Source organism: Synechococcus sp. UW140, from assembly GCF_900474295.1.
Taxonomy (GTDB): domain Bacteria; phylum Cyanobacteriota; class Cyanobacteriia; order PCC-6307; family Cyanobiaceae; genus Synechococcus_C.
This window is the reverse complement of the sequence record NZ_UCOB01000020.1, coordinates 75,951-94,477: the sequence shown is the minus strand read 5'-3', so window position 1 is coordinate 94,477 and position 18,527 is coordinate 75,951. Positions and strand designations below refer to the sequence as shown.

The 18,527-nt window shown below is 50.5% G+C and carries 20 protein-coding genes; 7 read left to right on the top strand and 13 right to left on the bottom strand.

The features are described 5' to 3' along the window. Positions 1-13: 13 nt before the first annotated feature. The 8 genes from DXY10_RS07885 to DXY10_RS07850 all read right to left on the bottom strand — a co-directional run bounded on the left by DXY10_RS07885 (position 14) and on the right by DXY10_RS07850 (position 6,449). Positions 14-238, bottom strand: a complete 225-nt coding sequence (locus DXY10_RS07885) for a hypothetical protein (protein ID WP_115018213.1) — start codon at positions 236-238, stop codon at positions 14-16. Continuing rightward, complete coding sequence (gene secF / locus DXY10_RS07880) at positions 231-1,193, bottom strand: protein translocase subunit SecF (protein WP_115018211.1); 963 nt, start codon at positions 1,191-1,193, stop codon at positions 231-233. Before secF ends, DXY10_RS07885 begins: the two co-directional genes overlap by 8 nt. Positions 1,194-1,205: 12 nt before the next feature. Further along, positions 1,206-2,681, bottom strand: coding sequence for a protein translocase subunit SecD (gene secD / locus DXY10_RS07875; protein WP_115018209.1), 1,476 nt, complete (start codon positions 2,679-2,681; stop codon positions 1,206-1,208). Between the two features lie 3 nt (positions 2,682-2,684). Then, positions 2,685-3,668, bottom strand: a complete 984-nt coding sequence (locus tag DXY10_RS07870; protein WP_115018207.1) for a pyruvate dehydrogenase complex E1 component subunit beta — start codon at positions 3,666-3,668, stop codon at positions 2,685-2,687. A 202-nt stretch (positions 3,669-3,870) separates the two neighbouring features. Beyond that, on the bottom strand, positions 3,871-4,230 hold the full coding sequence (locus DXY10_RS07865; RefSeq protein ID WP_115018204.1) for a DUF3082 domain-containing protein: 360 nt from the start codon (positions 4,228-4,230) through the stop codon (positions 3,871-3,873). Further along, the gene (gene ispE / locus DXY10_RS07860) at positions 4,227-5,159 is read right to left on the bottom strand and encodes a 4-(cytidine 5'-diphospho)-2-C-methyl-D-erythritol kinase (RefSeq protein WP_115018202.1); all 933 of its coding nucleotides are present in this window, start codon (positions 5,157-5,159) and stop codon (positions 4,227-4,229) included. The genes DXY10_RS07865 and ispE overlap by 4 nt, the downstream gene beginning before the upstream one ends. 4 nt (positions 5,160-5,163) lie before the next feature. Beyond that, a complete protein-coding gene (gene rsmA / locus DXY10_RS07855) occupies positions 5,164-5,997 on the bottom strand; it encodes a 16S rRNA (adenine(1518)-N(6)/adenine(1519)-N(6))-dimethyltransferase RsmA (RefSeq protein WP_115018275.1) in 834 nt (277 codons plus the stop codon). A gap of 17 nt (positions 5,998-6,014) precedes the next feature. After that, positions 6,015-6,449, bottom strand: coding sequence for a YraN family protein (locus DXY10_RS07850; RefSeq protein ID WP_244282068.1), 435 nt, complete (start codon positions 6,447-6,449; stop codon positions 6,015-6,017). A 303-nt stretch (positions 6,450-6,752) separates the two neighbouring features. Here DXY10_RS07850 and DXY10_RS07845 point away from each other — a divergent pair, with 303 nt between their 5' ends. The 6 genes from DXY10_RS07845 to fldA all read left to right on the top strand — a co-directional run bounded on the left by DXY10_RS07845 (position 6,753) and on the right by fldA (position 11,852). Continuing rightward, a complete protein-coding gene (locus DXY10_RS07845; protein WP_115018201.1) occupies positions 6,753-7,349 on the top strand; it encodes an AAA family ATPase in 597 nt (198 codons plus the stop codon). Between the two features lie 88 nt (positions 7,350-7,437). Next, positions 7,438-7,914 carry a pentapeptide repeat-containing protein gene (locus tag DXY10_RS07840; RefSeq protein WP_115018199.1) on the top strand — a complete coding sequence of 159 codons (477 nt, stop codon included), beginning with the start codon at positions 7,438-7,440 and terminating at the stop codon, positions 7,912-7,914. Further along, positions 7,914-8,381: a hypothetical protein gene (locus tag DXY10_RS07835; RefSeq protein WP_115018197.1), complete on the top strand. Its 468-nt coding sequence runs from the start codon at positions 7,914-7,916 to the stop codon at positions 8,379-8,381. The genes DXY10_RS07840 and DXY10_RS07835 overlap by 1 nt, the downstream gene beginning before the upstream one ends. Beyond that, a complete protein-coding gene (locus DXY10_RS07830; protein ID WP_115018194.1) occupies positions 8,378-8,812 on the top strand; it encodes a 23S rRNA (pseudouridine(1915)-N(3))-methyltransferase RlmH in 435 nt (144 codons plus the stop codon). The genes DXY10_RS07835 and DXY10_RS07830 overlap by 4 nt, the downstream gene beginning before the upstream one ends. Before the next feature lie 349 nt (positions 8,813-9,161). Beyond that, a complete protein-coding gene (locus DXY10_RS15015; RefSeq protein ID WP_256359476.1) occupies positions 9,162-9,287 on the top strand; it encodes a hypothetical protein in 126 nt (41 codons plus the stop codon). A gap of 2,055 nt (positions 9,288-11,342) precedes the next feature. Further along, complete coding sequence (fldA, locus tag DXY10_RS07810; RefSeq protein ID WP_115018182.1) at positions 11,343-11,852, top strand: flavodoxin FldA; 510 nt, start codon at positions 11,343-11,345, stop codon at positions 11,850-11,852. Positions 11,853-11,890: 38 nt separating this feature from the next. On the opposite strand, the gene DXY10_RS07805 is transcribed toward fldA, so the two are convergent. From DXY10_RS07805 to DXY10_RS07785, 5 genes are all read right to left on the bottom strand, one after another. Continuing rightward, a complete protein-coding gene (locus DXY10_RS07805) occupies positions 11,891-12,850 on the bottom strand; it encodes an NAD(P)/FAD-dependent oxidoreductase (RefSeq protein ID WP_115018179.1) in 960 nt (319 codons plus the stop codon). Further along, complete coding sequence (locus tag DXY10_RS07800) at positions 12,850-13,587, bottom strand: alpha/beta fold hydrolase (protein WP_170955746.1); 738 nt, start codon at positions 13,585-13,587, stop codon at positions 12,850-12,852. Before DXY10_RS07800 ends, DXY10_RS07805 begins: the two co-directional genes overlap by 1 nt. A 283-nt stretch (positions 13,588-13,870) precedes the next feature. Beyond that, on the bottom strand, positions 13,871-14,503 hold the full coding sequence (locus DXY10_RS07795; protein WP_115018173.1) for a histidine phosphatase family protein: 633 nt from the start codon (positions 14,501-14,503) through the stop codon (positions 13,871-13,873). A 198-nt stretch (positions 14,504-14,701) separates the two neighbouring features. Then, the gene (locus DXY10_RS07790; RefSeq protein ID WP_115018169.1) at positions 14,702-15,736 is read right to left on the bottom strand and encodes a chlorophyll a/b binding light-harvesting protein; all 1,035 of its coding nucleotides are present in this window, start codon (positions 15,734-15,736) and stop codon (positions 14,702-14,704) included. A 744-nt stretch (positions 15,737-16,480) separates the two neighbouring features. After that, a complete protein-coding gene (locus DXY10_RS07785; protein WP_115018166.1) occupies positions 16,481-16,753 on the bottom strand; it encodes a hypothetical protein in 273 nt (90 codons plus the stop codon). A gap of 1,192 nt (positions 16,754-17,945) precedes the next feature. Here DXY10_RS07785 and DXY10_RS07775 point away from each other — a divergent pair. Beyond that, on the top strand, positions 17,946-18,131 hold the full coding sequence (locus DXY10_RS07775; protein ID WP_136989116.1) for a hypothetical protein: 186 nt from the start codon (positions 17,946-17,948) through the stop codon (positions 18,129-18,131). The last annotated feature ends 396 nt before the right edge of the window (positions 18,132-18,527 follow it).

The following is an 18,527-nucleotide window of genomic DNA, read 5'->3' as shown; positions in this document are numbered from 1 at the left end:
TGAAGTGAAGGCATTAACGCTTCGCTGAAGGCCCATACCGATGCCAGAGCGAAGGCAACGCGCCAAGCACAACAAATGCCAACAGATGGTGTCGCACAGCGAAACTGATGCTGGTGAATGTGACGTGATCCCGCAGCAATAGCAATTCCGTGCGGAGGTCAAGCAAGGCCAGGCACAGCAGCAGCAGAGGGAACCAGCGTTCACCCTGCTGTCGTAAACGAGTGCTGGGCTCAGGCACTGGCAGTTGAGGGCGAACGCCTGGACCAGATGGTGAGCAGTGAGGGGGCCAGAGCAATGCTGGACCAACTGCCCACAATCACACCCAGAGCCAAAGCGATGGCGAACCAGTAGAGAGTGGAACCACCGAACAAAATCAAGGCCACAAGGGGCAGAAGCGTGGTGCCACTGGTGTACAGAGTGCGAGTGAGCGTGGCACTCACAGCACGATCAACCTGATCTGTGATGGGCAGATCGGCGTTCTCACGTTGTTTTTCACGGATGCGGTCAAAGACCACAACCGTGTCATTCACCGAATAGCCGGCGATGGTGAGCAAGGCGACAGCAAACAAACTGTTCACCTCCAAACCGATTGCAAGCCCCAACCAAGCAAACACACCGGAGACGATCACCACGTCATGGGCAAGAGCAAGCAGGGCTAAAACGGCATAGCGCCCGTCATAGCGAAAGCTGATATAGAGAGCGATCCCGGCAAAGGCAACACCCAGCGAGGTGAGACTGCTGATCAGCAACTGACTGCCGAGACTGGGACCAATCGTGTCAACGGACTGACCGCCCTCAAGGAAGGGACCGGCAACAGGGGCAACGGCCTCGATCACGGCTTGACTCTGACCAGCCGTAAGCGTGGGAAGACGCAGGACTACCGATTTACCACCATCGAGCAGCTGCACGCGAGCGCTATCGAGATTGGGAGACGGAGTCTCACCATCAGCATCAAGGGGAGAAGCGATGAGAGCCTTCTCCACAACGCTGGCCTGCAATGCACTGCAGGCTTGCTCACAACTGCGTTCGAGTTGAATCTGTGTGCCACCGGTGAAATCCAAACCCGGACGCAGTGGTGCCTTGATGGCAGGGTTTGTCCAGCAGAGCACGAGTCCCGCAATGCTGAAGCCCACCAGAAGGAGGGAGATCCACCAGACACGGCGACGGGATCGACTGAGATTGAGGGCGATCATGACGCGTGTGATTCAGACGGATTGGGTGGGCAGCTGCCGCTGGGGCAGAAAGTTCGTGGGTCGTCGCAGACCCTGATAACTCATCAGGAAGCGCAAGAGTGTGCGCGTGCAGGTGAGAGCGGTGAAGAGGCTGAGCACAACACCAATACCAAGAGTCGCCGCGAAGCCTTTGACCAAACCTGTCCCGAGCGTGAACAGGGCCACACAGCTGATCAGGGTGGTGAGGTGGCCATCAATGATCGAGGAGAAGGCTTGGGAGAAGCCTGTTTCAATCGAACGAATCAAGGTGTTGCCACGGCGAAGCTCGTCTTTGATCCGCTCAAAGATCAACACGTTGGCATCCACCGCCATGCCGATGCTGAGAATGAACCCAGCAATACCAGGAAGCGTGAGGGTGACAGGAATCAGCGCATACACCGCCAGGTTGAATAAGGCATAGAGGCTGAGAGCCACCACAGCCACAAGGCCTGCCAGGCGATAAATCAGCAGCATGAACACGGCCACAAGTGCCAGGCCGGACAGGGCTGCGAGCAGACTGCGCTGCACATTTTCAGCACCAAGGCTCGGACCAATGGTGCGCACCTGAAGGATCTTCACAGGCAGTGGCAGAGCACCACCATTGAGCTTCACCTCAAGATCCCTAGCTTCTTCAGCGGTGAAATTACCGGTGATCTCAGCATTACCACCAGTGATGCCAGCAACTTCGTACTTGGGTCCGACGCTGGCTTCACTGATCGGGCGACCATCCAAGAAGATTCCCAGGAGCCGGCCAGTGCCCGCGATCGATTGGGTCAGGTCCGCGAAAGCTTGTGAACCCTCAGCATCGAAAGTCAGGGTGACGGCCCAATTGGACGTCTGATCATTCAGCCTGCGGCCGGCGCGTTCAAGCAACTTGCCGTTGAATGCGGCAGGTTCGAAGCGGGCTGCAATCTGCCCATTCACCTTGTTGAGCAACTGCTCAAGTTGCTCCTGTTCATTGCCGGCCGAGGCATCCAATCCCAGTGCCTTCTGAGCCTTGGCGAGTTCTTCAGCATTCAGCGCTGATTCAGGATCGGTTTCTTCACGCTGCTGCTTGAGCTCGAGGATGCTGCGCACTTGTGCGCGCAGGCGGAGCAGGCCCTGCATCTCTTCTTGGCTATCGGGAGTCTGCGCCCTGAATTCCAGCAGGGCAGTTTCACCAAGTGTCTTCGCGGCTCTAGAGGGATCGGTTTCACCAGGAAGTTGGAGCACCAACTGGTCATCTCCAACGGTCTGAAGCGTGGACTCAGCCACGCCGAGTCCGTTCACACGCAGATCGAGAACGGCTTTGACCAACTCGAGTTCTTTGGGAGTGATCTTGGTGATTTCCCCTGCTGGCTGAACCTCAAGCAAGAGCTGACTTCCTCCCCTCAGATCGAGACCAAGCTCCATCGGGAAGGAGAGCAGAACGGATCCTGCAGCGATCGCCAGGGCGAGGATGAGGGCGAACCAGCCCTGCTGACGTGCCATCGATCAGAGCCCCTCGCGCACGATCGTCTGAGCCGCCTCAACGATCTGGTGTGGCTGAATGATCGTGAGGTTTTCCAGGTTGCCGTTGTAAGGGGTTGGAATGTCCTGGCTCGACAAACGCACCGGGCGAGCATCGAGTTCGTCAAAGCACTGCTCCGTGATCAGAGCAATCAATTCAGCTCCGATGCCTCCTGTCTTCATACACTCCTCCACCACAATCACCTTGTGGGTCTTGCGGATCGAACGGGCAATCGTCTCCATATCAAAAGGCTTGAGACTGATCAGATCAATCAGTTCCACACTGATGCCATCAGCCTCAAGCTGTTCCACAGCCTTCAGGCAGTGGTGGCGCATGCGTGAGTAGGTGAGAATCGTCACGTCGGTGCCTTCCTTGACCAGATCGGCCTGATCAAGGGCACAGATGTAGTCACCTTCGGGCAATTCCTCCGTGAGGTTGTAAAGCAGCACATGCTCAAAGAAGAGCACCGGATTGTTGTCACGAATCGCGGCCTTCATTAGGCCCTTGGCATTCGTGGGGGTGCTACAGGCCACGATCTTGATCCCTGGCACGGCGTGGAAATAAGCCTCAAGCCGCTGACTATGTTCAGCGCCAAGCTGACGGCCCACTCCACCAGGACCGCGAACCACCGTCGGAATCGTGTAGTTACCACCGCTGGTGTAACGCAGCATCCCCATGTTGTTGGAGATCTGATTGAACGCCAGCAGCAGGAAGCCCATGTTCATGCCTTCGACGATCGGGCGCAGACCGGTCATCGCAGCACCAACAGCCATGCCGGTGAAGCTGTTCTCAGCAATAGGCGTGTCGAGTACGCGCAACTCGCCGTATTTCTCACAGAGGTCCTTGGTGACCTTGTAGGAGCCTCCGTAATGACCAACGTCCTCGCCCATCACACAAACATGAGGATCGAGGGCCATCTCCTCATCGATGGCTTCACGGAGTGCGTTGAAGAGAAGCGTGCCTGCCACAGCGTTACGGATATCCCGGCCATGCCGGCGTCAGCCGCCAAGCTATCTCAGCCCGTGCTGGATCAGCCCCCAGCGGCAAAGGTGGTGAGCAACAACACCGAGAGCAACAACCCAGGTGAGAGCAAAAGCACCAGAAGTCCAAGGTCGTGGGGTGTCATCCAATCAACGCCTGGAAAAGCCCAGACAGGTCAATGGGCAAACCCTAGGCAGCATCTGCCTGCTCACCTGTGAAAAGACTGCGAAGAAACACGAGAAACAGTCCTAAACCGATGAACGCAAAGCTGAACGTTGCCAGGAAAGACATTCCTGTAAGCAGAGTCTTCAAAGCGGTGGCAATGTTCTGACCAATCGGTGAACTCAGATGGGGGGAGTGGGCAGCGAAATAGAGCACCATGTTCTTGCTGAGGCCGAAGCAAAGCCAGGCCAACAGAAGGCTTGTGATGGAACCAGAGAGAAAGCTGAGGGGACCCTTTCGCGGTTTGGTCGTCGCTTCCGTGGCAGACGGGGTTGAAGCGTCGCTGCGGTGGTTGGTCTCCTGCCCTGGGGTGTCTTGACTGCTCATAAAGCCAGCTTGACGCCCTCAGCCTGCAACGAACAAGTCCACACCTCGAATCCGGCTTGGACAAACTCTCGACGCTGGTGGTCTAGGGCCCTGTCGGCCGCATCACGGTCAACGAAGAGGGCGAAACAACTGGGTCCGGAACCGCTCATCGCGACTCGCAATTGACCAGGAAGGGAGGAAAGCAGCTCGAGGGCGGTGCGAACGGAAGGAATCTGGGGGGCCACCACCATCTGGAGATCGTTTTGGAGCGGTGGCGGCAGATCAGATCGCAATGGCCTAAGCCAATCTGCATATCTCAATCGCTGACGTCGTTGTTCGAAAGCGCTCTCACCGCTGAGATACGAGTCGCCACGCTGGCGCTTGCATTCGCCGTAAGCCCAAGGGGTCGAGACGCTGACACTGGGATCCTTCACCAACACGACACCCATCGGGGCGACAGACGACGGGCAGGCTTCCAAGACCTCGCCTCGACCGAAGCAGAGCTGAGTCCCTCCAGCGATGCAAAAGGGCATGTCGGAGCCCAGCTCAGCGGACATGGATTCCAGGCTCTTGCGGCTGTGACCGAGACCCCAGAGGGTATTGAGGGCAACCAGAGCAGCGGCGCCATTGCTAGATCCACCAGCCAGACCCGCACCAATCGGGATGCGCTTGGTGAGATGAATCGCAGCTCCAAGTTCGTTAAAACCGGAACGACTGCGCAGACACTCCGCAGCGCGGACGATCAGGTTGTCGTGTCCCGTACTGAGATCCTCCACATCACAACTGAGGTGGATCAGGCCATCAGAGGTGTTCTCGCAAGTGAGGACATCAACCAGGTCGATGGTTTGCATCACCATCGCCAATTCATGAAAGCCGTCGTCTCGCAAGCCAAGCACCTCAAGGTGCAAGTTGATCTTGGCGGGAGCGGTAACGCGAACGGAGGCCGTCATCCGATCAAGCTGGGGTGTGGGCCTGATTCAAACCCCTCGCCAATGCAATCCAGACAGACGGTGCCAGCTCCTGAGGCCTCTGCTGCAAATTGAAGCCAGCTGCGCTGGCGAGCTCATGGAGTTGATCAGGAGGACAGATCCCAATCAAGGTATTGCGAAGCATCTTGCGACGGGACTGAAAGGCCTGCTTTAACAAGCGATCAACACGGATGGCTAGAGCAGGTTCAGGCTGCTGATCCGCCGGCAACGGATCGATCTGAATCACCTCCGACTGAACCTTCGGGGGTGGCTGGAAACAGCGCGGGGGGACAGGGCAAACCGTCGTGCAACGCGCAAGCAATTGCATGCGCACACTCAAGGCACTGAAGCTGCTGTCGCCAGGACGAGCCCGGATGCGTTCGGCTACCTCCTTCTGGATCAGAAGCACCAAACGTTTGTAAGGGGTTTTCAAGGGGCGATCGAGGCGCCCGATCAGACGCTCAAGGAGTGGCCCAGTGATGTTGTAGGGGATATTGGCCACCACCTTGGTGGCCGCCTGTCCGTTGGCAAAGGTGAGCGGGACATCAAGCACATCACCCTGACAAAGGGAAAACCGAGAATGATCGCCAAAACGCTCACGCAGGCCTGCGACAAGATCACGATCAAGCTCCACTGCGTGGACCGCAGCAGCAGGGGAACTGAGCAAGCGTTCAGTCAGAGCGCCACGACCAGGGCCGACCTCTAACACCCAGTCCTCAGCGCTGAGGTCTGAGGCCGCAAGGATTTGATCAAGCACTCGCGCATCACGAAGCCAATGCTGACCAAAGCGTTTTCGAGCGGAGTGACCAGAGAAACTCATGTCTCCAGCCTGATGGATCAAGGGGAAGGATGGACAGGCGTGGCGTCCATCAGAGGAATCCAGCGGACGGGACCATGGGCGGGGGGAAGCGGAACCAGGGCCAAGATCAGCTCGAGCAAGAAGTCATCGCTCCAAGGATGAGCCTGTCGCCAACAGTCAACCGCCCGGAACAGTCTCCGACGCTTGGTGGCATTAAACGCAGAGAGACCCCAGGCATCGCGACCACAGCGTCTTCGACCTTTAACTTCAACGACTAACAACCGCTGTTTCTGACCTGAGGATTTGAGCATGAGCAGATCAATTTCTCCGTAACGACAACGCCAGCGCTGATCCACACAACACCAACCATGTGCAACTAACAGATCGCGGCTGCGCCGTTCAGCCCAAAGGCCACGATCCAAACCGTCATGGGGAGAGAGCATTGCAGGCAGATCCAGTCTGACCAGAACCATTCCCCAGCAACGACGCAGACACAGGTGTAGTGGCGAGACAGATGGTGAGGGGTCAGTCAAAATCAAGAAGGCGGAACTGTCGAAGCGGAATCCGTTTTTGCGAACAAGCACTTACCAACAGCACGCCAGGAGAACAGACAGAAATACTGGTCTGGTGAAAAGATCTAGCCCAGGAGAGAGATGAAGTCTGTTGATTGCTGGACCAGTTGATTGAGATCCATTGACAACAAATGTCAATGAATCGCTGCGATCACTTGGCCGCGCGATCATTCCGCTAAAAACAAGTCACGTAAGGGCAACAAGATGCGTATTGCGATCAGTGGTGCTCACTCCCAGGGCAAAAGCACCCTTGTCCGTGACTGGGTGAACCGTCATCCCCATTACGCCAGAGAAGAAGAGCCTTATCGCGTACTACATCACGAGGGCTACAAGATTCGATTTCGCGATCAATGCAGCAAACTAGACAATGGAATCCAAATGTATTACAGCATAGGGCGAATCAATACCTTCCAAAAGCATACGGATTGCGTCATTTTCGATCGTTGCCCAGTTGATTATATTGCGTACTCTCAATACACTGCCGACTGCAAAACTAGCGATATCAACGATGCCTATGTGAAAGCAATGGTGCCGCATGCAAGAGAATCACTCCAGCACTTGGACCTACTGGTTTTTCTCCCAATCACCAATGCATGGCCTGTCGAGATGGAGGATGACGGCATCAGGCCAATTGATCTGCCATATCGCGATGACGTCGATGCGATCTTTAAGCAGATTTATCGGGAGCAACGTTTAGGAGTGATGAACGATTCCATAGCACCAGTCTTCATCGAACTTTGGGGTGCCAGGGAGGAACGTCTCGACAAACTCGAACAGGCAATCAAGAAGCAAATGGCCTGATCGCCAACAACCGCAAACGAACCGTACCAAAACCTGGCCTCTTGAATGCGGAAGCGGCCTAGGCTTATCCGGTGCATGCCATCCCCCGATGTGTCGACAGCTGCTGACCGCCTTGTTCGCACTAGTCCTGGTGATCACCCTGCCGCTGGCTCCTGCTGAAGCCGCGATGGACTATGCCAAACAGGTGTTGATCGGCGCTGACTTTGCCGATCGTGACATGCAGGGAGTGACCTTCAACCTCACCAATCTGAGGGAGGCCAACCTCTCTGGAAGCAATCTGCAAGGGGCAAGCCTCTACGGAGCCAAATTGCAGGATGCCGACTTCAGCAACAGCAACCTACGAGACGCCACTCTCGATTCAGCCGTGCTTGAAGGCACTGACCTCACCAATGCTGTGCTCGAAGACGCTTTTGCCTTCAATACAAGGTTTATCAACGTCACGATCAGCGGTGCTGATTTCACCAACGTGCCTGTCCGTGGAGACGTGCTGAAATCCCTCTGCGCAGCGGCAGAGGGAACAAATCCCATAACTGGGCGCAATACACGCGACACCCTTGGCTGCTGATGAGCTTTGATCCCCGTAGCTTGGAACGATTACGGCAGCTCGGTCGAGAGTTGCCGCAACCACTTGACGCACCACAGCAAAAGACTGCGCCAGACTCCAAATCAAGCCCTAAACGCCATCGTGTAGAGACGGAAGACGATCCCGAACTGCTCTTCCATGAGCTGATGAAGGTCAGCAATGACGGTAATATTCCTGACCATCTAATGGCACGGCTAAAACAAGCCGAACAAAAAAAAGATGAAGAGCGTAGACGCCAGGATCAAACGAAATCGGGCCACTCCAATGAACGTGGTGGTCAAGATCAATCACCAGGCATGGCGGACGTCACGAAAGGAACTAGGGGAGAGGCCAACAAGGGAAAGAACACACGTCCTCGCCGCTTAACCGCTCCTCCAGGCAGTGAAGAGGAAAGTCTGTATGTGACGTTCGGACAACTCTTATTGGAAGACGACGAGGATGACACTTGAACCCAAGCCGATGCCGAATTCTGGCCGTGGGGAAGGTCCGCAAGGCATGGGTTCAGGAAGGGATCTCGATCTACCTCAAACGGCTGCCTGGCCTGACTGTGACCGAACTACGGGACAGCACCCCGGAGAAGGAGGCGGAGTGCATACGCCAGGCCCTGAAACCGGATGAAAGCACAGTGATGCTGGCGGAAGAAGGAGAAAGGCTTGATTCTGTGAATTTCGCCGCACAACTCGAGCGGTATGGATCGGAACGTCTTGCCTTTGTGATTGGTGGTGCGGATGGGCTCACACAACAGCTCAAGCAGTCGGCCTCATGGAGGCTGTCCTTATCACCGATGACATTTCCACACGACCTGGCCCGACTGCTCTTACTGGAACAGCTGTTCAGAGCCAAAGCAATCCAATCAGGAAGCCCCTATCACCGAGGCTAAAGGCAACAGACAGGGTCAGGAGGAGCATGCACCAACACCCTCCAAGTGAGAAGCTAGATCCATACTTGATTCAAAAGCAAGAAGAAGAAAAAGAAGAAAAGAGAAGCAACAATCAAGCGGGTTTTGAGAAAAATTTACTCGAGCCTCCCTGACAACATTGCCGATCAGGTGTAGGCGAACATGACCAAAAGAAGCGGAACAATCAGCTCAGGAGCATTGGTGACAACAAGAATGAGCCACTGATCACCACAGGCTGACTCATTCCGGAGAGAAGCGGTTGATTGACCGAAGAAAGTAGAGAGGACTCAAGGGAGGTCGTCCCCTTGGGTTGATCCGGGACGGAGGGGTGATGGCTTCCCCTCAGACTCCTCGGGTGGATGGTTGTTGGGCTGGTGGGGGCTTGGACATTTCCACCAGCACAACCCAGACCCTTCTGGCTGAAGGGTTGAAAGCGATCATGGCCAAGCTGCGATGATGCAACAGAACATCAAACAGCAGAAGCAGATCACGACGCCAACTTGCGTGACTGCGAGTGGAGTCAGCGAACTCGCCAGTCGAATCACTTCAGCAAGGAAAGCAGAGAAGAGCACGAGCAACTCTTCTCCACTCACCAAGGCAGGTTCAGAGATGCTCGCCCTGAACCTGAATGATTGTTTATCGAAGAAGGGCTAGACGAAAACAAGATGATGCAACGGAGGGGAACCAAACAGCCATCCATGGTGTTAAATATGCTGCGGGTCAATGATTTAATGGTTGACGATAAAAAAGCAGCCAGGGCCAGTAGAAATACAAATCAAACAGAGGGCTGGATCTCGTAATTATTCAATGGAAAAGATTGATGCAAGCCATCTATACATCTTCATAATGGGAGGTATGATCAAAAGATAAGAGCCCAACTGAAAGGATTAAACCTGACAAAAACTTCTCTACTTAGGTTACAGTCGCTCCGATGCATGCAGAGAGGATGGCACCGAGAGGGAAGACAGTAAGGCTTCTCAATGCGGGCAAGCAGAGATACGATCATGCTCCATTGGCGTGTCCAAGCGACGGCCGATGAGCGGCCAAGTACATGATTGATGAAATAGAAAAGGAACAAAGGAGTCTTAAGAGCCCGAGTGAAGTGAGCTGATGATAGAGAGAGGATCAATGCCACGCCAATTCGACAATCAAGCAGAACGAGCTAAATTACATCACCACCACGGCGAAGTACTTCACCGATCATTCAATCCTGCAGACTAGGAACAGCAATGAAGCACAGTTAGAACGAGCGGGTGCAACATTGGTCACAAACAAGATAACCAAATAAGCAGAGGGAGAAGAGCCAATCCTCCGCCCAATGACTCCATCACCGATAAAGTCATGAAGACTCTTGGGTGGTCGACACCTTGAGTCACCCGGGTCAGAGAGGTGATGGCTTCCTCTCTGCCACCTGGGATACCGTGATGCTTAACGAGAACACCGAAAAACTTCTCAACGAAGCACATAAATCATCAAGACTTGGGCCAGCGGCAGTTTTGCGGATCAAAAAACACACATACCAAAAATTAGCCCAAATGAAGATGCTTGCATTTCGGCAAGAGACCAAAGAATCAATGGCTTGAGAGAGGAATGGTGACTAGGGATCGTATAGACGCAGTGAAAGAATCACTTGGCTACACATGTGAGAATCAAATAAAACAAGCATTGGTATGGAGCAGACGTCAAGCCCCAACAAGGCAAGGCATCCTATTGAGAGACCCCTTAAACACGATGGATCTACGCCTTATAGAATTCCTGGCACGATGCGAAGAAGAAGAGCGAGAAGCCGTTGATCGATGGTTCAACGAATTTCAACCCATTGCACTTGAAACGATAGGTACGATGAAAGTTGCCCGCGGAACTTCGATCAGTAGCCAAAACTCAAGAAAAGAAAAATAGGGAACCAACGAGCTCAGATCACGGGAAGATAGATTGAGCAGAAGAAACTACAAATGCCATCAGCCATTTCAGATACACATAGCCTATACCCGACAATCCTGCCAAACCAATTAATCTAGAACCGAAAAATTGGGATCCTCAATAATCATCAACTCATAAATATTAGAATGATCGATTAATATTCAAATCAACTGCTAAATCGGAAAGCCAAGCACAAATTTATAGAGTGCTCATGTGCAGAGGTTACAAAGCATTGAATCATTCACTACAACCGCATTGAAAGTAATTCCTTATGAATGGCTATGCACCGGGTTGATTCCATGAGAACCAAGAAGGTGATCCCTATGCCACTATGGTCGAATTCAGTTCTCGAGGAGTTTATTGACCATATCGAGTCAAATACAAAGGAACGCAACAATTGGCTTCAGTTAATCCGGACTATTGGCCTCGAAGAGGCATTGTCATTTTTTCGACTTTCAAGTAATAGCATCGCCGATACGAGAGAGCAATTATGAGGTTAAAGCGTGAATAAAAGATCACCCTCTTAACGCTCATTGATCAAGGCGCTTAAGCGCATGACGGTTCAATATAAAAGTGTTCAGATTGCTTTTTCATGAGCCCCACAATTTTCTTCGCAACGTCCACTGGTAAAACAGAAGATATCGCTGACCGTCTAAAAGAACTCCTACCCGGCTCGGAAGCCAAAGATGTGGATGATCTCGGGTCCGCAGACGAACTTGTGAATGCTGAATCATTAATCTGCTGCGTACCAACTTGGAATACTGGTGCGGATGAAGGACGTTCCGGTACATCGTGGGATGAACATGTTACCGAAATTCCAAATATGGACTTTGCTGGTAAAACTGTAGCCATCGTTGGCCTTGGAGATTCCTCTTCGTATTCAGACTTTTTCTGCGATGCTATGGAAGAGCTATATACAGCATTTCTAGCTGCTGGAGCGAATATAGTAGGCAAGGTAGATATTGATGGCTATACATATAATGCCTCTAAAAGTGTAGTTGATGGCAAGTTTTGTGGTCTTCCAATTGACGAGGATAATGAGCCTGATCTATCAGATGAGCGCCTACAGAACTGGGTCGGACAAATAAAATCGTCCTTGTGATACATCAGGGCAGGAATAATAATTCCTGCCCACCTTTATTATCGGTGAACCCAGTCGACCTTGAATTCGGATCTGGTATTGAGGTATTTATCAATCGACATAGCCGCTATACAGCCGTCAGAACTGGCCACTACAGCTTGCTTAAAAGGTGTATTACGGATATCACCAACCGCCCAAACACCATCCATCTCTGTTTTCAATTCTGCATCTGTTTTTACACCGCCATATTGATCCAATGGAATTTGGCCATGCAGAAAATCGATAATCGGTTTTGTCCCGTCAGCATAAATAAAAGCACCATCAATACTGAGCTCGAATTTGCGTGAGTTTGATTTCTCGTATAACATTAAAGACTGTATTCCCTCTGAATCACCTTGAATAGAGACGAGACTAGTACGTTTTAAAATAGAAACATTAGCCTTGTCAGTCAAAGTATCGATATTAGTTAGTTTATTTGAGGGTTTAGAAGGTTGAATCCAGTAGAGTTGCTTAACAAGCTTCGCCAACACGAGAGATTCATCAATCGACTCTTGGTTTGAACCATATACAGCCACATCCTGTTGCTTGAAAAAGGCAGCATCACATGTTGCGCAGTAGCTGATGCCTCTACCAAGGTATGCTTCCTCTCCCTCAAAGGTCTTCTCCCGAGCCATTGCTCCAGTGGCTAACACAAGAACTTTACCCCGATAGACACCATCTGGAGTGAAGACTGACTTGTAGTCCTCATCTAGTTGAACACCATAGACCTGAGCAACCTTGTACTCCGCTCCATATTGAAGAGCCTGCTCACGCATCATCTCAAGCAGGTTTAAACCTGAAATACTCGTTTTGACGCCTGGGTAGTTTGCAATTTTATGTGTAATTGCTAATGCTCCAGCACCAGGGTTTTTATCGAGGATCAGTGTCTTCAGCGATGATCTGGATGTGTACAATGCACAACTACACCCCGCTGGGCCACCACCAATAATGATGACATCGTAATCAAATGAATCCGTCATTAGCCAGGTAAAAGGGTGAGTGTGTTAGGGATTGATAAATTGCATGTCATCATCAGAAATCGTTCAATTTCTGATGCACATTGCTTCGACTTAAAAAGCTGCGGGAAGTGATAACCATCTTCAATAAAAGCAAATCTGTCACCACTTTTTAGTAGATTTTCCCAGCGTTGCTTTGACTGTCGATCAACAACAAAGTCTTTATCACCAACTAGCACCAGAACAGGTAGATTTTGGGGGATCTTTATCGATTCCATATTAATAGGCTTAAGGACTGAGCCTTTGCAGTATTCCTTGTCGAGTGTGTTGAGGAATAAACTACTTATCTTTTGATGATCAACTCGATTGTCGCTACCAAGCAACATTGGCACCAAATGATTAATAACCTGTTGGCGTCCAAGGTTTTCGTATAAATTCCTCATTTGATAATAATGAGAAAACCAATAGTTTGAAGCCTTTGTGTCAACTGAAATAAGAATCAACCCTTCAACTAGATCAGGATATTTAGCGGCAAAATTGCTAGCGAAGAGGCCACTGATTCCATGGCCAATCAAAATTGGCTTTTCATCTTTGTTTTTGCGAAGTTCTTCAAGTAGATAGGAATCGATCAGTTGTGTTGTGCAATATTCGTCAGGTTCTTGGTGAAACTCCCAGCGTCTAACAATCTGGTTAATAGTTGCCAGTTCGCAAGATAAACGTTTGCTAAAAGGCTTGAGACTTGGCTGTAGATCAATCCACAACAGTTCTATGGGTTTTTCGAGTGAGTTTGGCTTGAGTTGACAATAGGAATTCATTGGTAATAACTTGAATAGTCCTTGACCTTGGTTCTAGTTTTAATTTTGATCCATCCAGAACGAACCTCTGATAAGAGTTTTGCTACTAGTTTCTTATCTGATGTGTCATCCCATTGGTTGCTCTCTAGCCATTGAAGATCAGTTTCATTAATCACTTGTGCTGTGACCGAAGACAGGTAAACGTCAACGATTTGTGGTTTATTTGAAGTGTTAGCAGTGCTCTTATAATTCATTTAACCATCCATTCTTCAGCTGTAAGCTTGCCAATGATTTTTGGGGGTTGATTGGGAATCGGCTTAATGACATAGGTCACTCCCATTGGCTCAGGATAGATTCCAGTTGAGGCTTCAAATGGATCATCATGTCCTACTAAAACAATATTCTTTCCAACACTTGGAGTTTGATTGAGTAGGGGATCTATTCGTTGCTTATATTGAGATATTTGATCTTGATTACATGTCTCACAAGGCAGGAAATTAAGCTGATCAGTTTTCTGATATTGGCCAAATACAATATCTGCGGTCTGCCATGCTCTACAGTATTCACTTGTTTTGACAGACTCTACTGGGATTGCATGGAATTTAATCCCTTCTCCGATCTGTTCTGCCTGATTGATCCCTTTTGAACTGAGCTTTCTCTGAGTGGAGCAATCATTAATATCTAACTGTGGTGATGCTTGATCAGCCCAGTCCTCAGTTGTTTGAGCATGGCGAATATAAAGAATGTATCCACCATCGTGCATCAAATCAATTAACTGACTGCTAGACATCTCTGTCTGTGTATCAGCATGATTGTTCAAGGAACATCCCCCGATAAGCAAACCCAGGGATCCCATCGAAATCAGTTGCTTGAGCTTCATCATGGTATCTATTTGATGTTAATTTATCCAGAGACTGCCAACTTTTGCTTTGATGCGATACGAAGAGAGATGATTTTCGACACGTTATTATGTGATATTTAATCCTATAGCTACCCAAAAAAATCCCCCTTCAACTAGGGGGACTGCAGAGCATAACGCCTGAGTGTGATCACAGCTCGAGGCAGAGGATCGAACTATAGATTAGCTAACTTTACTCTCCCCTAGGTTGTCGAGTGCTTGACCAACTTTTTTGAAGTCAAAGCCCATACCACGTAGTGCATGCCAAAAATGGCCTTGAAGAAAGAAGAAGCCTAGGTAGAAATGGGTATTCGCCAACCATGCACGTGCCGTATGTGCATCGCCTGCAATCTGAGCAGTATCAGAAAAGTAAGGTGAGAATGCAAATTGAAGTTTCAGAGGTTCTCCATACAGCTCAACCGGATAGATGGTTGTGTTCTGCGCACACCAAATCGCAGTTACAAAACCCATCAGTGCTAGACCTGCCAATGAATAGGAAAGAATTGACTCCCCATTGAAAATCAGAACCTTTTTAAATGGCCCAAAAGGAGAACTGATGATGTGCCATACACCACCGATGGTCAAAGCAAAGGCCAATACCGCATGGCCACCCATTACATCTTCAAGACTGGAAATTGAAAGGAAGTTGGTCTGATAACCCCAAACCATCCCCAAATCAATGTTTGGTTCAACCGTTCTTACTGCTCCCAAAGCAGCATCATAAATTCCATGATGCTTGGCCCATTCCACAAAGGCAATGGCACCTAAACCGAGAAAGATTAGGTGATGGCCAAGAATGAAGCTGAGTTTCTTCGGGTCGTCCCAGGCAAAGTCAAACTTCTTGGCTCGTCCCTCTGCTTCACCCAAGTCTTTGGGTGCGCGAAGCGTGTGCCATAAGCCTGCAGCTCCCAACACTGCAGATGAAACCAGGTGAAAGGCTGCAATAGCGATGTAGGGCTGTTGATCTAGCTGTGTTCCAACCCCGTCGTAGCCAAAACCTAATCCCGCCAGATGGGGCAGCAAAATGAGACCTTGCTCACCAAGAGCAATCGATGGGTCGTAGTGAGCTAGCTCAAACAGAGTAAATGCACCTGCCCAAAACATGATGAGGCCGGCATGGGCAGCGTGTGCCGCAATAAATGACCCTGATCGTTTCGCTACACCAGAATTACCTGCCCACCAGTCGTATGTGACTGATGGATTCCCATAGGACTGCATGATTTGAATGAGATGGCTTCTCGAAGCTAGTCCTCATCAACAATCCAATACTGTTGGTGTTTACATAGCTTTTTGCCGTCGTATTATCAAGTACCAAGCATTGTCAAATACAGCACATTTAAGTCTGTACGTATTTTACATGGGCGCACATCTTTTGGACCCTGAATCTTTTGAGCGTTTATCGGCAAAGACCAAAGCACTTCTGTAACGGGTCTAAGACGTCGTTCCGGCACCCTTCTTGTGCATCTTCCCTGTATCACCTGAACCTCGCTCCGTACGGTTTGTTCTTTGTCACTTATGCATGCAGGGTATAAAAGTGATCCATGACTCAGAACTCGAATGCGATTTTCATACTCATTGGGATCAATGTATGAATGGCGAGAGAAGCGGCTCGCCATGGCTATTGCTCTTCGTGCACAAAACTGGCCTTATTCAAAGATCTCCCAACATTTATGCATCTCACCAAAAGGAATCATGAGAGACATTAAATGTTACTATCAAAAGCTTTACTCGGCCAACACTTAGGGCTTCTACGCTCGTATTAACAACAATAAATCGATTCGGTCAAACCACATCCATTGGTTCGATAAAGCTGTTTGCCTACAAATATTCATTCGGCAATGCTTTCTGACGGAGAAGAGTGAATATCAGATCAAACTCAACCAGCCGATCATCTGTGGACTGTTTTACATCCCATTCCGTTTGAATAGAAATGATCAGGCTTCGCTGGCTTAGCCTCTCAGTTCAATTAGGCTGCTTAACTTTTGACTTTTCAGCCTGAGCAGTGTTCTCTGCTTGCTTAGTTGATGTCTTATCTGGCTTGTCTGTCGGCTTTTGATCGCCCTTTGTGTTCTTCGCCGAGCTTTTCGCAGTAGTCGTCGCAGTGGTTTTCTTCTTTGTCTGCGTACTGACTAGATTTTTCTCGCCCATGCCTTTGTAGAGACCAAATATAATTGCTGATAGTACGGGGATAGAGCTGATACCACCAACGGCCACTTCAAATTGACTGAGGCTCATCTGAGTTTAATCTCACGGCTATTCGGAGACCTTAATCCGAGCACTCGCTTTGCATGTATACGTTGACCTCCTGGCTGACCTCATACCCACGCCCTACCTGTAGCAAATGAGTCAATCCAAGTCCGTTGCCTTCGTGCAGCAATCCTCTTGATTCAGACCTAGCTGAAAGTCCATGATCGAGCCGGATCAATCCCAGGTTTGATCTTGAGTATCAGCCTGCTACTGCTTTTAACCACGGAATAGGGAACAGCCATCAGCCAAGCTCCCTGTCTTGAACGTGACCTATCGATCCGAAGCTGCATCTGCTGGTGTGCACTCTGATCAGAGGGGGCGAGTGAGTTTATTTCACCGTTTAAGACTTGAATGCCTCCCTCTTAACCATCAGTTCGCTTGCCCCCTGATCCTTTAAGCAATTCGAGGCTCAGGTATCTATCATTTGCCCAGAATAGAAATATGCAATCCCGACCAACTCCATTCATTCACTGGTCTTTGGATGGCTTTCAAGCAGCGCAGTGATCAAACACTGCACCATGTAGCATCTCTAAATATCATCACTGGCCGATTCCAGTAAAGCCATCAATTCTTGAAGCTCTGTTCTGCTTAGCAGCCAATCACCGTCTTGATCTTTGATTACATGAGATGTCTTCAGCATCCATGAGTCTTCCAACTTGATGAGCTGGAAGTGCTTTGAGTTGTGATCAGCCATGACAGAGTTAATTCCCTCGCAAGCTTAGCGGTGAGTTTAGGGATTGACTCTTAATTCCTGACCAAAATAGCCTTGATCATTCTACCAGTCTCAGCACTTGTCATCGCCTTGGTTGCTGATATCCGATACCAAAGCAGGACGGCTTTAGGCAAAAATGCCCCTGGTCGCATCGCTGCAGAGCTCGCACGATGACCCCATCATTCAGCAGGAATCGTCATGCATGTCACCACGCTGGAGGATGGCTGTTTGAGGGTGTGCCTCCAGCAAGATGGTTTTGAATCATGCTGTGTGGTCTCCAGTCACCACCTTGTAGACAGTAAAAAACGTCAGCTCGAACGGGCCAATCTCCGCCTTGCTTCCACAGCCATGGGTCTGGGTTGTGACCAGCATCACAGCAGTTTGTGAGCTGAATTATCGAATCGGTTGACCAGAACAGCGACGTTGATGACATCCGGAGGTCAGAGCCTCCACCAGCCTGAATCACTGATGTCGTTTGAATCTGGTCTGATCGGAGCCCTGCTAGCTCTCACCTCTGCCTTCACGCTCAACACGGCTGAGCCCATCACTCCCCTCGCTCCGTCCTCCGCCAGGATCCAGCTCTCGTCAATCTCAGCTGACCACTGCACCACCACCCTTCAGTGGCAGTTGAAGTCAAGCGAAGAAGCGGTTTGACAACCCACCTGAGCCGAGCAGGTCTTGAACGGCTGAAGCATGACGATGCTTAATGAGACGATGCTTAATTATTCGCCAAATGGCTGAGCATCTGCACCTAAAGGCTCGCCTACCTCAGCCCGCAACCAGGCGGGACGTTCAGAGCGAGGATGTCTCCAGGCCAGGCTAAGGAGCGACTGAATCACCCGAGGCCTGGGAGGCCAACGACACGCCGGGGACGACTCTCCACTGCTGGGTGTCGTTGACATGGCTGACGAATGCATCACTTCCACCTCCAGGGGTACGTCCGGTCTAAACAAGGTGACGCAGGGATGAATGAGAGCAATCGCTTAATTCGTCGCCTGCTTTAGGTATTCCTCCTCAAGCGCGCAGGCCCAGTCAGTCCGAGGATGACTC

Bases quoted from the DNA above. Each gene is read 5' to 3' on its own strand.
- DXY10_RS07805 (WP_115018179.1), bottom strand. From the start codon at position 12,850: ATGACGGATTCATTTGATTACGATGTCATCATTATTGGTGGTGGCCCA.
- secF (WP_115018211.1), bottom strand. From the start codon at position 1,193: ATGATCGCCCTCAATCTCAGTCGATCCCGTCGCCGTGTCTGGTGGATC.
- DXY10_RS07835 (WP_115018197.1), top strand. From the start codon at position 7,914: ATGAGCTTTGATCCCCGTAGCTTGGAACGATTACGGCAGCTCGGTCGA.
- DXY10_RS07795 (WP_115018173.1), bottom strand. From the start codon at position 14,503: ATGATGAAGCTCAAGCAACTGATTTCGATGGGATCCCTGGGTTTGCTT.
- DXY10_RS07845 (WP_115018201.1), top strand. From the start codon at position 6,753: ATGCGTATTGCGATCAGTGGTGCTCACTCCCAGGGCAAAAGCACCCTT.
- ispE (WP_115018202.1), bottom strand. From the start codon at position 5,159: ATGACGGCCTCCGTTCGCGTTACCGCTCCCGCCAAGATCAACTTGCAC.
- secD (WP_115018209.1), bottom strand. From the start codon at position 2,681: ATGGCACGTCAGCAGGGCTGGTTCGCCCTCATCCTCGCCCTGGCGATC.
- DXY10_RS07850 (WP_244282068.1), bottom strand. From the start codon at position 6,449: ATGGTTCTGGTCAGACTGGATCTGCCTGCAATGCTCTCTCCCCATGAC.
- DXY10_RS07775 (WP_136989116.1), top strand. From the start codon at position 17,946: ATGTCGTTTGAATCTGGTCTGATCGGAGCCCTGCTAGCTCTCACCTCT.
- DXY10_RS07840 (WP_115018199.1), top strand. From the start codon at position 7,438: ATGTGTCGACAGCTGCTGACCGCCTTGTTCGCACTAGTCCTGGTGATC.
- DXY10_RS07785 (WP_115018166.1), bottom strand. From the start codon at position 16,753: ATGAGCCTCAGTCAATTTGAAGTGGCCGTTGGTGGTATCAGCTCTATC.
- fldA (WP_115018182.1), top strand. From the start codon at position 11,343: ATGAGCCCCACAATTTTCTTCGCAACGTCCACTGGTAAAACAGAAGAT.
- DXY10_RS07790 (WP_115018169.1), bottom strand. From the start codon at position 15,736: ATGCAGTCCTATGGGAATCCATCAGTCACATACGACTGGTGGGCAGGT.
- DXY10_RS07865 (WP_115018204.1), bottom strand. From the start codon at position 4,230: ATGAGCAGTCAAGACACCCCAGGGCAGGAGACCAACCACCGCAGCGAC.
- rsmA (WP_115018275.1), bottom strand. From the start codon at position 5,997: ATGAGTTTCTCTGGTCACTCCGCTCGAAAACGCTTTGGTCAGCATTGG.
- DXY10_RS15015 (WP_256359476.1), top strand. From the start codon at position 9,162: ATGGCTTCCCCTCAGACTCCTCGGGTGGATGGTTGTTGGGCTGGTGGG.